This is a genomic window from Clostridiales bacterium, from assembly GCA_015243575.1.
Lineage (GTDB): Bacteria > Bacillota > Clostridia > Peptostreptococcales > Anaerovoracaceae > Anoxybacterium > Anoxybacterium hadale.
Genome location: CP042469.1, coordinates 2,138,567 through 2,154,671 on the forward strand (window position 1 = coordinate 2,138,567; position 16,105 = coordinate 2,154,671).

At 45.3% G+C, this 16,105-nt stretch carries 13 protein-coding genes; all 13 read right to left on the reverse strand.

Going from position 1 to position 16,105, the window contains the following annotated elements; genetic code table 11:
• Positions 1-55: 55 nt before the first annotated feature.
• The 13 genes from FRZ06_09350 to murA all read right to left on the reverse strand — a co-directional run bounded on the left by FRZ06_09350 (position 56) and on the right by murA (position 16,009).
• Entirely contained in the window at positions 56-1,774 is a 1,719-nt protein-coding gene (locus tag FRZ06_09350) for an arginine--tRNA ligase (GenBank protein ID QOX63541.1), read from the reverse strand.
• 35 nt (positions 1,775-1,809) lie between these two features.
• Complete coding sequence (locus tag FRZ06_09355) at positions 1,810-2,262, reverse strand: DUF523 domain-containing protein (protein ID QOX63542.1); 453 nt, start codon at positions 2,260-2,262, stop codon at positions 1,810-1,812.
• A 328-nt stretch (positions 2,263-2,590) separates the two neighbouring features.
• Complete coding sequence (locus FRZ06_09360; GenBank protein QOX63543.1) at positions 2,591-4,960, reverse strand: endonuclease MutS2; 2,370 nt, start codon at positions 4,958-4,960, stop codon at positions 2,591-2,593.
• A 96-nt stretch (positions 4,961-5,056) separates the two neighbouring features.
• Positions 5,057-5,761, reverse strand: a complete 705-nt coding sequence (gene zapA, locus FRZ06_09365; protein QOX63544.1) for a cell division protein ZapA — start codon at positions 5,759-5,761, stop codon at positions 5,057-5,059.
• A gap of 194 nt (positions 5,762-5,955) precedes the next feature.
• Positions 5,956-8,355, reverse strand: coding sequence for a phenylalanine--tRNA ligase subunit beta (locus FRZ06_09370; GenBank protein QOX63545.1), 2,400 nt, complete (start codon positions 8,353-8,355; stop codon positions 5,956-5,958).
• Positions 8,356-8,415: 60 nt separating this feature from the next.
• Positions 8,416-9,438: a phenylalanine--tRNA ligase subunit alpha gene (gene pheS / locus FRZ06_09375; GenBank protein ID QOX63546.1), complete on the reverse strand. Its 1,023-nt coding sequence runs from the start codon at positions 9,436-9,438 to the stop codon at positions 8,416-8,418.
• Between the two features lie 62 nt (positions 9,439-9,500).
• Positions 9,501-10,391 carry an RNA methyltransferase gene (locus FRZ06_09380; GenBank protein ID QOX63547.1) on the reverse strand — a complete coding sequence of 297 codons (891 nt, stop codon included), beginning with the start codon at positions 10,389-10,391 and terminating at the stop codon, positions 9,501-9,503.
• Between the two features lie 119 nt (positions 10,392-10,510).
• A complete protein-coding gene (gene ftsZ / locus FRZ06_09385) occupies positions 10,511-11,650 on the reverse strand; it encodes a cell division protein FtsZ (protein ID QOX63548.1) in 1,140 nt (379 codons plus the stop codon).
• Between the two features lie 380 nt (positions 11,651-12,030).
• Positions 12,031-12,399 carry a DUF1290 domain-containing protein gene (locus FRZ06_09390; protein QOX63549.1) on the reverse strand — a complete coding sequence of 123 codons (369 nt, stop codon included), beginning with the start codon at positions 12,397-12,399 and terminating at the stop codon, positions 12,031-12,033.
• A gap of 2 nt (positions 12,400-12,401) precedes the next feature.
• Complete coding sequence (locus FRZ06_09395; GenBank protein QOX63550.1) at positions 12,402-13,121, reverse strand: DUF881 domain-containing protein; 720 nt, start codon at positions 13,119-13,121, stop codon at positions 12,402-12,404.
• 13 nt (positions 13,122-13,134) lie between these two features.
• Entirely contained in the window at positions 13,135-13,860 is a 726-nt protein-coding gene (locus FRZ06_09400) for a DUF881 domain-containing protein (GenBank protein ID QOX63551.1), read from the reverse strand.
• A gap of 116 nt (positions 13,861-13,976) precedes the next feature.
• On the reverse strand, positions 13,977-14,723 hold the full coding sequence (locus FRZ06_09405) for an FtsQ-type POTRA domain-containing protein (GenBank protein QOX63552.1): 747 nt from the start codon (positions 14,721-14,723) through the stop codon (positions 13,977-13,979).
• Positions 14,724-14,734: 11 nt separating this feature from the next.
• Positions 14,735-16,009: a UDP-N-acetylglucosamine 1-carboxyvinyltransferase gene (gene murA, locus FRZ06_09410; protein QOX63553.1), complete on the reverse strand. Its 1,275-nt coding sequence runs from the start codon at positions 16,007-16,009 to the stop codon at positions 14,735-14,737.
• Between the last annotated feature and the right edge of the window lie 96 nt (positions 16,010-16,105).

Genomic DNA, 16,105 nt, shown 5'->3' on the forward strand with positions numbered 1-16,105 from the left:
GTCAGGTTCTCACTTGCCTGCGCTTTTATTCTGCCCATTTCTCGCTGTTATTCGCTTACATTCTCTCCGGCGCTTCCATACCGAGAAGTTTCAGTCCATTCTGGATCGTTTGCTTGGCAGCATAAACCAGAAGCAGCTTCGCCTGTTTCTCCTCCTCATTTTCCACTAGAATATGCTCGTCGTGATAGAACTTATTGAAGCTCTGGGCTATATTTACGATATGCCTTGTAACGACGGAAGGTTCGTATTTTTCTCCCGCATCCAGTACTGCATTCGGGAATCTGTAAACCAGCTTCGCCAGCTCGTAAGCACTATCCCCCGAAATATAGCTCATGTTGGCTTTATCTGGGGCTGCAAGAGCTTTGGTTGTGCTTTCGCCGCCATTTCGCAGAAGGCTGGCTGCTCTCGCATGGGTATACTGAACATAAGGTCCTGTTTCACCTTCAAAGTTTAGTACTTTATCCCAGGAGAATACATAATCCTTGATTCTGTTATTGGAAAGCTCCTGGAAGATAACAGCACCAATCCCGACCTGCTTTGCAGTGATATCCAGATTGTCCGTATTGACGTTCTTTTCCAGAATAATCTCTTTTGTCTGATTCACTGCACGGTTTAATACCTCTTCCAGAAAGACGACTCTGCCGTGTCTTGTGGACATGGTTCCTTCCTCAAGGCTCACCAGTCCAAATGGAATGTGCACGCAGTCCTTTGCCCAATCCAATCCAAGAAGCTCAATAATCTTGATCCACTGCTGGAAATGAAGGTTCTGCTGAGATGCAACGATATATAAATTCTTATAGAAATCGTAATTTTCTTTTCGATAGACAGCTGCGGCAATATCTCTTGTAATATAAAGCGATGAGCCGTCCTTCTTGGTAATCAGCGCCGGTGACATGTTATACTCTTCAAGATCAACAATCTGAGCGCCTTCCGATTCCTTCAGAAGGCTGGCATCCTTCAGCATACCTATGACACGATCCATCTTGTCGGAATAGAAGCTCTCTCCCGCATAAGAATCGAATTCGATACCGAGCATCTGATAAACACGGTTGAATTCTTTCAGACTTTCGTCCCGGAACCACTGCCAGAGCCTTGTCTCTTCTGCCTCTCCGTTTTCCAGCTTTGTAAATACATCTCTCGCTTCGTTCTCTAGAGAAGGGTCGTTTTCTGCTTCCTCGTGGAACTTCACATAGTAGCCTAAAAGGGTTTTAATGGGTTCATTAGTTACATCAGCTTCATTCCCCCATTTTCTGTAGGCTACAATCATCTTTCCGAACTGGGTGCCATAGTCGCCCAGATGATTGATTCTTACCGTGTCATAACCAAGAAAATCATATATTTTATAAATGGAGTTTCCGATTACGGTGCTTCTGATATGTCCGATATGGAATGGTTTTGCAATATTTGGGGAAGAAAATTCAACGATTACCTTTCTGTTCTGTCCCACATCGCTGCTGCCGTATCGATCCTGATCTGCTGCTACGCCGGATACGAGCTCCCTCACGAAAACATCTCTTGAAAGGAACATATTAACATAGGCATTGACGCTCTCCACCTTGGCAAACAATTCACTGTCCTGCAGTTTTTCTGCAATACCCTGTGCAATCATCGGCGGTGCTTTTCTCATTACCTTTGCAAGTTTAAAACATGGGAATGCATAATCACCCATTTTGCTGTCTGCAGGGATTTCCAGCATATCCTTGATTTCTTCCCGAGTAAGTCCTTCGAGGGCTTCCGCCAGAACTTCGGCTATTTTCTCTTTAAAATTTATCATGAATCCATCCTCCTTAATAATCGAGTTTCATCTATTTATATAAACCGATCTGCATCAGTTTCCTGCAATTCCGTAATAACAGGAATCCCTTTTTCCTTCAGCAAGGCCGTGAGCATTCCATCCCCATCGATCAACACGCCGGAAAATGTCCCATCGTAAATTTTACCGCAGCCACAGGACGGACTTTTGGCCTTCAAGATTGCCAATTGAATGTCCTGTTCCAGCTCTTTAGCCGTTTCTTCTGCTTTCTGAAGACTCTTTTCAGCACCTATTAAAAATTCTCTTGTGACGTCCTGCCCGTCTTTGGATATGACTTTGTTGCCGATTTGCTCTGACGGAGACCTGGGCGTTTCTAGACCTCCCATCTCTTCTGGACACACCAAAAGGCAATCCTTATCCTTCATAAATTTCTTTACCCAGTCGCAGTCGCTGTTGCCGCCATTATATCGGCAATTAACTCCCGCCAGGCACGCACTGATTAAGTACATCTTCTTTTGTATCCTTTCCTGAAAATCGGTGAGCATATCTGCTTGCGAAAACGCTCGGATGTTTTCTTCACCAGAAATGTTCACCTTCTGGTCTGTTTATCAACTTGGATAATATAGCACGGACATTGATCGATAGTTTTGGGGCTTTCAAGCATGAAAGCGTCCGAGTGCTCAGCACAGGTGAGTGATGCAGGCTTGCTCGTAGGAACCGTCCGAACCCGCGAATTATCCTTTGATTATAATCATTAAATTCGAGGGTGAGCGGTTTTGAGAGCAAATCTGCATCACGACTTTGAGCACGAGCGGTTTCCGGAAAGAAACCCCAAAACTACTTTAGTTCTACAACCGTAACTCCGTCTCCGCCCTCGTTATAAGCACCCTTACGGTATTTTGAAACATGCTTGTGATGCTTCAGCAGCTGGTGGATTCCTTCTCTGAGGATGCCTTCACCCCGGCCATGTATGATCGTGACTTCTTTTAGTCCTGCAATATAAGCGTCGTCCAAATATTTATCCACATCCATCAGCGCATCATCCAGAATGCTCCCCCGCACGTTGATGCTCATGGAGATATTCTGAACCTTGCTCCGGTAAAGAGTACCGTAGCGGGATGTTTTGTTCTCCTTTTTCTTGGTTCCATCTTGAATAATAGAGATATTGTCCAGATTGGCATTAATTTTTAGAAGTCCAACCTGAACCATCAATTCATTCTTATCATCGGGCAAAGTTAAGACGTTGCCCTTTTGATCCAGGCTCAAAACCTTTACCCTGTCTCCGATCTTTAATTCATCGGCTCTGACAGGATTGGGATTTTCCGCCGTAACGATCTTTTCTCTATATTTGTCTGAGGTTTCACGCAGTTTGCGCCTTGCGTCCTCGTATCTCTTGTTTCTATCTCCTGAATTCTGCTGTTTTTCCAGTTCCCGCAGTTCCTTTTGAACCTGATCCGCAAGTTCCTTTGCTTCTCTGAGCATATCCCTTGCTTCTTCTCTGGCTTTGCTGAGGATTTTCTCCTTTTGCTCCTCCATTTTGGCTCTTTCCTTGTCGAACTGCTCCTTCTGCTTCTTCATTTCCAGATTCATCAAAATGGCTTCATCGCGTTCCGATTCAGCCAGCTTGCGATCCTGCTCAATAGTGGTAATGACCTCCTCGAACTCAATATCACCGTTTTCCAGCATCCCTCTTGCATGCCTGATCACCACAGGTTTCAAACCCAGTTTTTCAGAAATCTCAAAAGCATTCGATTTACCCGGGGTCCCGATGGAAAGACGATAAGTAGGACTTAAGGTTTCCACGTCAAATTCCATGGATGCATTTTCCACGCCTTTTGTTGCAATGGCATATTTTTTCAGCTCGGTATAGTGAGTCGTAGCGATGGTTTTGACGCCCTTATCCCTGAGATGCTCCAGAATGGAAATTGCCAAAGCGGCGCCTTCCGTGGGATCAGTCCCTGCTCCAAGCTCATCCACAAGAACCAGAGTCTCTTTGCCGGAATTATTCACGAGATCCACGATATTCTTCATATGGGAAGAGAAGGTACTCAGACTCTGCTCAATACTCTGCTCGTCACCGATATCTGCAAAAACCTTCTGAAACACTGGCATTTCCGTACCATACCCCGCCGGAACGTGCAGACCCGATTGGGTCATGAGGGCAAAGAGCCCCACCGTCTTCAAGGTAACCGTCTTCCCCCCGGTGTTTGGTCCGGTAATCACCAGCGTGTTGAATCGTTTTCCGATTTCAATACTGATGGGAACAACCTTGTCCTTGTGAATCAGCGGATGTCTTCCGTCTTTGATTCGCAATGCTCCCTCGGTATTGATGGTAGGGGCTGCTCCCTTTAGTTTTACTGAAAGCCTGCCCTTAGCAAAGATAAAGTCCAGCTTCAATAGAATATCCTGATTGTTCAGCAGCTGCTGAGAAACTTCTGCCACAGAGGCAGAAAGCTCTGCCAGAATACGCTCGATCTCCACCTTTTCTGCAAGTTCAAGTTCTCTCAACTCATTGTTTAAATTCACCACAGCCTGCGGCTCGATGAACAAAGTAGCGCCGGTTGACGACTGGTCGTGTACGATTCCCGAGAATCTGGCTTTATGCTCCTGCTTGACCGGCACCACATATCTGCCCTGCCTCATGGTCACGATGGCATCCTGAAGAATCGTTCTGTTGTCCGCCGAATTTAAAATCTGGTTGATCTTGGTACGAATCGCTTCATTCTGACGCAGAATACTTCTCCTGATATTTTTTAGTTCCGTGCTTGCAGCATCGGCCATTTCATCTTCAGAGATGATACAGCGATCAATATCGTCTTCCAGTCTCTTCTGCACACTAAGCACCTCTGCCAGCCCCTTGATAATGGGAAGCTCCGGCAGATCGCTTTTCAAAAACGTCGAAGCATTCCGAACAACCTGCAGATTGTACAGAATTTCAAGAAGCTGCTTCATGGTCAAAGAACTGCCCTTGTCCGCCTGATAAATGCTGTTTTTGATATCATAAAAACTGCCCAACGGCAGTGCTCCTTTACGCATAATAACGGAAACCGCTTCCGTGGTTTCCGCCAGCAATTCTTGAATCAGATACACATCAAGGGAAGGCTTCATTTCTGCCACCGCTTTTTTCGTGATGACGGATGCTGCCTCTGACTGCAAAAGCTCCAATATTTTATTGTATTCTAAAACACGATAGGTTTTTTCGTTCATTCTTTATCCTTAATACCCGCTGAAATCCTGGCAGTAGGTGGTTCGTTTATGTATTTGCACTTTAAACAGTAAAGCATCCCATTCAGAATCCTATTTTTACTCCACCATCTTTTTATAGCGTTCCAGTTCACCCTTAAGGCGAATATTCTCCATTTGAATGTCAAAGAAGCTATTTTCCATATCCTTGCACTTAGCTTCCAGCTCCTTCATAGCAGACGACTCTACGGCCTTATCTTCCTGCTGGGTTTTAAGTCTGCTGGACAGTTCTTCATTTTTACTGAGAAGCGCAGTGTATTTTTCCTCCAGTTGCCTGTAGGTAGTGGTCATTCTGTCAAGATCCACAGTCTTCTCGTTGAAAAGCCTCTGCAGCTCCTCTCTCTGTTCAATGCTCGCCTGGGCATCCTCTTTGTACTGCAGGAAACTTTTCTTTGCTTCATCCCAAAGCTGTACATAGTGTTTGGAATCTTTCTCAAGCTGTTCGTTTTGCAGCTTCAGGCCGCTGAGCCTCTCCACAGCTGTAAAGTAATCATCCGCAACATTGACGGCGGATAAAACCGCAAGCGATGAAATGGAGCCCGCAGGCAGAGCTCTGGAAATCTCATGCATTTTGGTATTGACGTAGTCGGCAACCCGCATGATATGCTCCCTGGGCGTATTCCCTGCAATGGTATATTCCTGCCCGTAGATTTTAACCGTTACTTTGTTGTTATCCTCCATGCTTTTCCCCCCCTTGGCGGCTAAAGCCGCTCCGCTAAGGAACCCATGGTTCCCTTCGGCGCTCGCTTGCGCACCTAACAACATTTGCGAAACAAATGTCTGGTTGGTGCAATACAGGAATTCCTCGGCTTCAGCCGAATCGGAATTCTTCGGTTCACGAGCTGAGCACCCTCCTTAAATAACCTAGCCGCTTTAAATTTTTTAAAGAAAGCGCTGATTGACCGATCAGTATGGATGCCCATTCGTTGTGCTCACGGAATAAATCAGCGCTCCCCTTATTACATTTCCCGAAGTACAGCGTCCAGTTTTTCTTTTAACGCATCCAATACCTTCTGGTGTACTTTCACGACCTCGTCGTCGGTAAGCGTTCTGTCCGCCGCGCGGTACTTCAGCGCAAAGGCGGCACTCTTTCTTCCCTCCTGAACCTGCTTTCCTCGATAGACATCAAACAGAGAAACACTCTCCAAAAGCTTGCCACCTATTTCTTTAATAATGCTCTCAATTTCGGCCACATAAACCTCTTCCTTGACCAATAGTGCGATATCTCTTGAAATCGCCGGATACTTTGGAAGCGGCTTATAGAACTTTGTAGTATCCGCATTGCGTATGACCTGATCAAAAGCAAGTTCACAGCAGAAGACTCTTGTTCCAATTCCGTATTTTTCTGCAACATCAGGATGAATTTCACCCATGATACCCAATTCTGTATCTTTATAGTTGATTCTTGCGCACCTGCCCGGATGGTAAACACCGTAATCGCTTTCCGGCACATATACCGTTCCCCGGATTCCCAAAGATGCAAACAGTTCCTCAAGCATACCCTTCAGGGTAAAGAAGCTTTCGCCTTCTCCATAGCAGCCAACGGCCATGGCGTCTCTTTCATCGGGGAGTGCTTCTTCTTCATCCAGGTTTTTAAAGAAGGTATTTCCAAGTTCAAAGGCTCTGACCGAACTGATGTTTCTGGAGTAATTTCTTCCCAGAACGTCCATCATATTGGGCGTCAGGATCGTCCTCATGACACTGTTTTCTTCGCCGAGAGGATTGATCAGGCGCACGAAATTTCTTTCCCAGGAATCTTCATCGATCCGTACATTGTCCACCCCTCTTGGGCTGACGAAAGAATAGGTTTGAATCTCGTTGGCTCCCATTGCGGTCATAAGTTCTCTGGCTCTGTCTCTCAGGGTACGTTCCCTTGACTTCTTTGCTTCTGCATTCCCTTTGGGCAGCGTAACCGGTAATTTATCGTAGCCATAGATTCTCGCAATTTCTTCTACAAAGTCGATTTCCTCCTGAAGGTCCTGTCGGATGGTCGGAGGAGTGACCTTCATGTTATTACCCAGTCTGGATACCTGCATTTCAAGGCTTTCCAGTATTTCTTCCATCTCCTTGCCGGAAAGATCCGTACCCAGAATGTTGTTAACCCGTTCTACCCGAACCGCTACCGCATCATTGTCTATCTTCGTGGGATAAACATCCACAGATCCCTTGATAACGGTTCCCGCACCCAGAAGCTCGATCAGTTTACAGACCCGATCTGCTGCTGTTTCGCTGAGATTTGGATCGATTCCTTTCTCAAAGCGGGACGAGGCTTCGGTACGCAGAGCAAGCTTCTTGGATGTTGCCCTGATGCTATCTCCGCTGAAGTTTGCTGCTTCAATGAGGATCGTCGCAGTGTCTTCCTTGATTTCGGAATTCAGGCCACCCATAACACCTGCAATCGCTACACCTCGTTTGCCATCCTTAATCAGCAGCATATTGCTGGTCAGCTTCCGCTCTGTTCCGTCAAGTGTTGTGAAAATCTCACCTTCCTCTGCGGTATCAACAACGATTTTACTGTCTGCAATATCTCTGATATCAAAAGCATGGATTGGCTGGCCATATTCCAGCATTACATAATTGGTGATATCAACAATATTGTTGATCGGTCTCATACCGGAATAGATCAGTCGTTTTTGCAGCCACCAAGGGGACTGCTCTATCTTTACGTCCTTTACGATTCTTCCTACATAGCGTCTGCAAAGCTCAGGCTTCTTGATTTCAATCTCGATGTAATCCTTGGCCTTGCCTTCTTCTTTCAGGCAGTCGGTCTCAGGATATCTCAGCGTTCCTCCAAAGGTCGCAGCCGCTTCTCTTCCCATCCCGATCATGGACAGACAATCCGGTCTGTTGGGTGTGATTTCAAAATCAACCACCGCATTTTTCAGCCCCAGCGCCTCTACAATGTCCTGACCCAGCAGGTATTCCTGATCCAGAATCCAGATTCCATCCTTCAGTGCCACAGGGATCACCTTATCTTCGAAACCCAGCTCCCCGGGAGAGCAGAGCATGCCGTTTGACTCAACGCCTCTCAGTCTGCCTTTCTTGATCACTTTATCACCAGGCAGCTTCCCACCGTGAAGAACGACAGGAACGTAAGCTCCCTCGAAAATATTTGTAGCTCCTGTAACGATCTGAAGAAGCGCTTCTTCTCCGATATCAATCTGAGTGACGAGAAGCTTATCCGCATCAGGATGCTTTTCGATATCCACAATCCTTCCGACCACTACATTCTCAATTCCCTCTCCAAAACGTTCCACTGTTTCAATATTGGAGCCGGACATGATCATTCTTTCACAGAACTGTTCGACATCTACTTTGATGTCTGTATATTCCTTTAACCATTCTATAGGTACTAACATATCATTTTTCCTCCTAGTTAAAATCGACTTTTGATTTGAATCGCCATAAGCAAAACAGGATCATTTAAATTGCTGAATGAACCGCATATCGTTCTCATAAAGCAGTCTAATGTCGTCAATTTCATATTTTAGAAGCGCAATTCTCTCTACGCCCATACCGAAAGCAAAGCCCGTATATTTTTCCGTATCCACATGGCCTACCTTTAGCACGTTGGGATGAACCATACCGCAGCCGAGAATTTCGATCCACCCGCTGCCCTTACAGAATCTGCAGCCGGCGCCACCGCATTTGAAGCAGGAAACATCCATTTCTGCGCTGGGTTCTGTAAACGGGAAATGATGGGGGCGGAACTTGGTTTTTACTCTGGAACCAAAGAGCTGCTTGGCAAAGGAATTCAGCGTACCCTTCAGATCTGCCATGGTAATGCCCTCATCTACATTCAGTCCTTCCACCTGATGGAACATTGGCGAATGAGTGGCATCCGCTGTATCACATCGGAAACAGCGTCCCGGTGAAATGATTTTGATGGGGGGATTCTCTTTCATCAGCGTTCTTGCCTGAACAGGAGAGGTCTGTGTACGAAGCAGCGTATTCTCTGTAATATAGAAGGTATCTGTCATATCCCTTGACGGATGATTCTTTGGTGCATTCAGAGCATCAAAGTTGTTGAACACCGTCTCAACTTCAGGACCCTCCGCAATACTAAAGCCCATGCTCATAAAGATTCGAGAAATTTCATCTATAGTGATGGTGATAGGATGCTTCACGCCCAGGCTTACCTTGGTTCCTGGTTCCGTCACATCAATTTTCTCCTTTATAAATTTATCCGCTTTCTGGTGCTCTTTCATCGCTGTAAAGGTTTCTTCAAGCAGCGACTCAATCTCTGCACGTACTGTATTGGCAGCCTTTCCAAAATCTTTTCTCTCTTCCGGGCCTAAAGAACCCATGGAACGCAGGATCTCCGTAAGCTGACCCTTTTTTCCCAACACCTTGACTCTGATGTCTTCCGCTTCAAGGATTGAGGAAGCCATCTGCAATTGTTCTTTCGCTTCCTGCAAAATTTTCATCAATTGACTTTGCATAAACCTATCTCCATTTCTATAATTAATTTTTCTCTTATTTGCGTCTATCTATCATGCTCAGTTCAAAGCACATTCTTGTGACGCTGCCTTACCGATTCATACATGAGAATCCCTGCTGCTACTGCTGCATTGAGTGATTCGATGGTTCCCTCCATAGGGATTTTAACCTGTAAGTCAGAATCTTTTATAAATTCATTGCAAACTCCGTTTCCCTCATTGCCGATGATCACGGCAGCATCTTGTGCAAGATTCACATCGTAATAATAATGGTCGGTGTCCAGCGTGGTACAGATCATTTTCTTGTTATAGTTACGGAGCAGGCGAATGGTCTGCTCCGGCGTTTCCGTCATAAATACCGGCAAGCGAAACAGCGAACCTGCCGCTGCTCTGACAATCTTGGGTGAATAGATATCAGCGGTTCCCTTCAGCAGTATGGCACCCATATATCCTGCTGCATCCGCAGTTCTCAGAATCGTTCCAATGTTACCCGGATCCTGCAGTCGATCTAGTACGATAAGGTTTGTGGCGGAAGCGCTTCCAAAAAATTCAGCTTCACTGTACTTTTTCTTTTCTACCACTGCCATAATGCCCTGAGGTGTTTCTGTATCGGACAACTTTCGAAAAAGCTGGGAAGTTAAAACAATGATTGGAGCTCCTGCTCTTTCTGCTTCAAATTCAGCTTCTTTGGCGATTGCAAGGGCTTCTGCGGAAGTCGCATTCCCTGTGGCATCGCGATACCTTCCATAATCTTCGCTTAAAATCAGCGTTTTGATAGTTCCGCCTTCTGCCAGTGCCTCCCGAATCAGATTGGTGCCTTCAATGAGATATTGACTCAGCTCATCCCGATGTTTTTTCAGCTTCAGCTGTGAGGCGCCCTTATAAATTCGGTTATCCGGCGAAGTTATTACGTTCATGTCACACTCCATGGTTCGGTCTGAATCATCCTCATTCACAATTTCCGATGATTCTTTCTCCCTAATTATAGGCCTTTTCAAACAATACAATACGACTAAATTTGCAATCGTATTAGAAAAAGCCGGCTTTTACCCCGGCTCACCCTTCAAATCTTAAGTTAGAAGCTTCCCATTTTATCCTTGCTCAGGAATGACGGGATATCAAATGCACCGGTGACTTTCGATTGGAAAATATCATCCTTGGGATGATTATCTGCATCCTCCCCTGACGTGTTTCCTGCGCCATCTTCCTCCGCGGCATGAGCCTCTGCCTTGTCTCTGCTTGGCGATAATATGTCTGCGGGTCTGTCTTCAAATCCGGTTGCAATAACAGTTATGATAATTTCATCCTTCATTTCTTCCTTTACGGATGCGCCGAAGATTACGATTGCATCCTTGTCCGCAGCCTTTTCGATCTGATCCGCTGCTTCATTGACCTCCAGCATTCCCAGATCGTAACCGCCCATAATGTTAAGCAGGATCGCTTTCGCTCCGTTGATGGAAGTTTCCAGGAGTGGGCTTTCAATAGCCGCTTTTACTGCATCTGCAACACGAGTTTCGCCTGTACCTCTTCCCACGCCCATGTGCGCGATGCCCCTGTCGCTCATGACGGTCTTCACATCTGCAAAATCCAGATTGATGAGTCCCGCTTCTGCGATCAGATCAGAGATTCCCTGAACACCCTGTTTTAATACTTCGTCAGCCATTTTAAATGCCTCCAGCATGGAGGTATTCTTCTCTGCAATTTGAAGCAGTTTATCGTTGGGGACAACGACCAGTGAATCGACATATTTTTTCAGAAATTTGATCCCAAGGTCTGCATGATCTCTTCTTTTTTTTCCTTCAAAGGTGAAAGGCTTTGTTACAACTCCTACCGTAAGGATTCCCAGATCCTTGGCGGCCTTTGCGATAATCGGCGCAGCTCCAGTTCCAGTTCCGCCTCCCATTCCCGCTGTAATAAAGACCATATCAGAGCCGGATATGAACTTAGTAAGGTCGTCCAAATTTTCCTCAGCAGCCTTTTGTCCAACTTCGGGATTTGCACCTGCCCCAAGTCCTTTTGTAAGTTTTTCTCCGATCTGTAACTTCGTTTCGGCTTTGGAACCGGCCAAGGCCTGCTTGTCCGTATTAATTGCCATAAACCGTACGCCGTTCAATCCTGTTTCTATCATTCTGTTGACAGCATTGCTTCCTCCGCCGCCAACCCCTATTACCTTTATCTGTGCTGTGCTTTGCTCGTTCACCTCGAAATGTAACATAGTCCCGCAACCTCCCGTAACCTAAATTATGTTCATTATGTTTATTTTATCATAAACTGCCATAACATTTCGCATGCTATGATTCGATATTTCTTTCCTTGCGGCAACGCCGTTCGACAATGGATTTATAAGCAAGCAAACCGCTCCTGCTGTCCAATATACTCAGGAACGGTTCCATACAGCAATATCGGTTACACCAAATGCGCAATCCATTGTGATCATGATCCTACCAATCCAAGGGTTTCATAGGATCGGCCAACTGCGTTTTGAGCCATGTCTGCTTATAAAGCCGAAATTTTCGCAGGGCACCTAATCTGTTATAATACTCGCAAACGCAAGATTACTGCGATTATTATACCACAAGCACTACACCAATGCACCTATTTCTTATTGATATCGCTATCTTTTTTTAACATGTACTTATCAATTAAAAGCCTTCTGATCACCGCCAGATTATTGAACAATCTTCCGCCGAAAACAAAGATTGCCGCATAATAGAGAGGTACTCCCAGTCGGTCTCCCAAATATGCCAGCAGTCCGGCTAGTATGGCGTTGGTAATAAACCCAGAAATGAAGATAAAGTTGTTGTATTTACCCTCAAGTTGGGATCTGGCCGCCCCAATGATTGAGTCGATTGCAGCCAAAAGGCCCATGGTGATATAAAACGAGTACTCAGTAGGATAAGAAACATTCAAGGTAAACCCAAGAACAATCCCCCCCAAAAGTCCCAAAATCATTGCAATTAACAAATTTATTCCCCCTCACTCACCTTGGTCGTATATTTATAGTTCTGATCTTCAGGATATAACGGTATCGTAAGCTCGTCTCTTATGGTAACCTTGAAAATAACACCATAGTCCTGCAGCAGCGTCCCATAACCATCGGGGCCAATCAGAGCTGCTGCCATTCGCTTGGAATCTCCAATGGCTCGGATTTCAAAGGGCCTGGCAAAAAACTGTCCATTAATCCTCACAGTATAGCCCGAACAGGAGATGGAGGTTGTATTTGTTACCCGCTGTCCATTCACCGCCAGCACTTCCGCACCGGAACGATTCAAATCATTTATGATGGTAAGAAGATCCATGTCGTGGACCAATACGCTGTTGGGGTCTTCTCCCTCATAAAGATCTCTGGTTCCGTCATCCACGATCACGACAACGCCTTCACCCTTGACTCTGGTTTTTGAACCGATCAGTTTATAGTAATTCAGCTCATCCAGAAGTTTGTCCTTAATATCTTTATCATCGTCATTCAGTACTTCTTCATACTCAGCAAGCTTTTTTTCTGTTTCCTGTACCAGCTTTTCAATTCTGGCCGTGTCTTCAATTTCGCTTGCGATGGTCGTTTGATAATCGGTTATGGTTTTTGCCGAAACGTAAAGCTGCAGCCCGTTGGTGATCTTCGACTGCACTACAATAAAAAGCCCAACAGCGACACATAGAAAAAAGAAAGCGATCGTTCTCCATTTCATCCAGATCACCAACCTATTCTTCCACTACAGACTCTGCATACCGATATTTGATAATCCCGCTGTATCTGGGTACTTTCAGTTCATCCTGTTTATCGATGTTAATTCTCAACCCGTAATTTTTCATCTGTTCAATGATCCCGAACCGAATTGTGATGGTTGATTCAATGGTGTCTGGATTCCCAATGGCTTTTATGATATAAGGCGGCGCTGTAGGAACGGTATTAATATTTACATTGTCCCCAGCCAGGCTGATTTCTGTTGTCGCAATGATCCGCTGACCATTGATGGAAATCGCTTCTGCACCAGCATCCTTCATCTTGTTAACCAAACTGAGGAGCAGCTCATACCGGAGCATGATCACGCTGTATTCATTTGTAAATTCTTCTGTGGGAATCGGATCGTCTACCGTGATCACAACTCCAGGGCCCTTCACATCTACAACTCCCGCAGCTATTTTATATTTTTCTAGATCTGAAACAATTCCCTTTAAAAAGAAGTCTTCATCCGCCTTTTCTTTCTCGATCTTGTCCAGTCTTGCTTCCAGCTCATTTAATTCCTGAACTGCTGCATCTTTTTCGACTCTCACCTGCTTCAGCTGCTCCAGATATCCCTGGGCCTTTGCTACCGGAACCAACCCCCCTGGATCAGACCCCTGTGTCGTCGTGATCTGAATGGAAATTACCAGCCCGATGAACATGGCCAGAAGTCCAATCACAACCATACCGCTGTATTTTTTCATCTGTTCCTTCACTCCTAATCTATATGATCTCAAATCTCATCAATCGTCGAACGACTTATGTCCAAAACAACCGATATAGCCGCGGTGCGCAAAGCTCCGATCGCCTGATAACAAGCTTATTCAACCAGAGGGCTGAAAGAGAAATACTCATCACTTCCCATTTTGATTACACCACGCTCAATACCCTTTGTGTATAAATCATACAGCACTTCCTGTAAAGAGTCCAGATTGTCCATAATATTTTCTGGAGTTCCCTCACAAATAAGCTGATCATAAATATAAGCCTTGATGGAGATGCTGGTAATATCGATCTTCTTGAAAAACAAATCATGCTCCTTAACTTTTCGAAGAAGCTTCAGAGTATCCGTTAACGAGGCATTCTCCTCCACCTCAAGCGGAGTTCCCGGTTTCATGTTCTTCACCGTCATGCCCATAAGCAAGGTCAGCGTTGGCTCTACATTCGATTTTCTAAGAACCATCCCTTCCCCATCAATGATGATAAAGCTGTTGCTATAGGGAATTGCTGCTTCCTCTTTTCTTTCATCAACGATAATCACAACCTCGGCGGGAAGCCTTTTTTTCAACTTGACGTTTTTGACATATGGGTCTTCTAAAAGCTTCTCCTTCATTTGAGAAAGAGGCGCTTCAAATAAATTAACCCCCGTCTTCGCGCCCGCCAGGCTGATGATTTGTTCCGCTGTATAGTAATTATTATTTTCTACCGTAATTTTCTGTATATCAAACAGGCTTGATGTAAAAAAGAAGTATAAACCCGTTGCAAATGCAACAGTGATCAAGAATTTCAATAGGTAACGTTTTTTCTTCCTCTTCTTTTTTTTCCTGCCCTTGTCATTTTCTTTCATATGTGAATTCCTCAGAATGTATGATTTTCCTCATTGGTCTCTCTCTTGATATCTGCACCGATCTTACTGAGCGCTTCTTCAAAATGGTCATAGCCTCGATCAATATAGTTGATATTTTCCACAATGGTCTCGCCGGATGCGCCCAAACCTGCAATTACCAAAGATGCACCGCCCCTGAGATCCTTTGCCATCACTCTTGCTCCGGTGAGATTCTTTACTCCGGTAACAATGGCCGACCTACCGTCAACTTTGATTTTAGCTCCCATTTTCCGCAGCTCCTCAACATATTTAAACCTGCTCTCGAAAATGGTCTCTGTGATGAGACTCGTACCTTGCGCTACCGTCATCACAGTAAGAAATTGGGATTGCATATCCGTAGGAAAGCCTGGATACGGAAGGGTCTTTAACATTTCAATCGCTTTTAGCTTAGCTGGAGCCCACATCTCTATGGAGTCCTTCCTTTCCTTGATCCTGCACCCTGCTTCCCTGAATTTGGAAAGCGTCATACCCATATGTTCCGGTATGGCATTTCTCAGCACGAGATTGCCTCCCGTAATTGCCACTGCCGCTAAGATGGTCCCTCCCTCGATTCGGTCAGGAATGACCTTATGTTCCACCTGGTGATATGACTGTTTTCCCAGAATTACGATTTCGTCTGTTCCAGCGCCTTTGATCTTCGCCCCGCAGGCGTTAAGATAGTTTTGTAAATCAATGATCTCCGGTTCCTTTGCCGGATTTATGATCCTGGTTTCTCCTTCGGCAGCAGTAGCTGCCAGCATAACGTTTTCTGTCGCCCCTACGCTTGGGAAATCCAAAAGAATTCGGTTTCCGATCAGACGATCTGCTGTACATTCAAGATAGCCATGGGCTTCTTTGATCTCAACGCCAAGCTGCCGCAGTGCGGACAAATGAATATCGATGGGCCTCAGGCCTATTTCGCAGCCTCCCGGATAACTCAAAATTACTTTTCCGCATCTAGCAATCATGGGACCCATTAAAAAAACCGAGGATCTCATTTCTCTCATCAGATGCTCCGGTATTCTATACGAATTGATGGGATTGGTATCGATAATTGTGCCATCCGCTTCTTTCGTAATTTTGCATCCAAGATCTTTTAGAATAGTTAGCATTGTCTGAACATCCGATAGTTCGGGACAGCTTTTGATTTTGCTTTCGTTTCCCGTTACGATGGTCGCTGCAAGAATTGGTAGTACTGCGTTCTTCGCACCGGTTAACTCATACTCGCCTGTCAGCTTCCTTCCACCGTTGATACGAAATTGTTCCACAAGAATTACACCTCCGCAGAATAACATATTCCGCATAATTTAGTAAGCGAATGCCTGAAAACACAAAGCCTGGGCGTTGCATCTATCAGACACTAT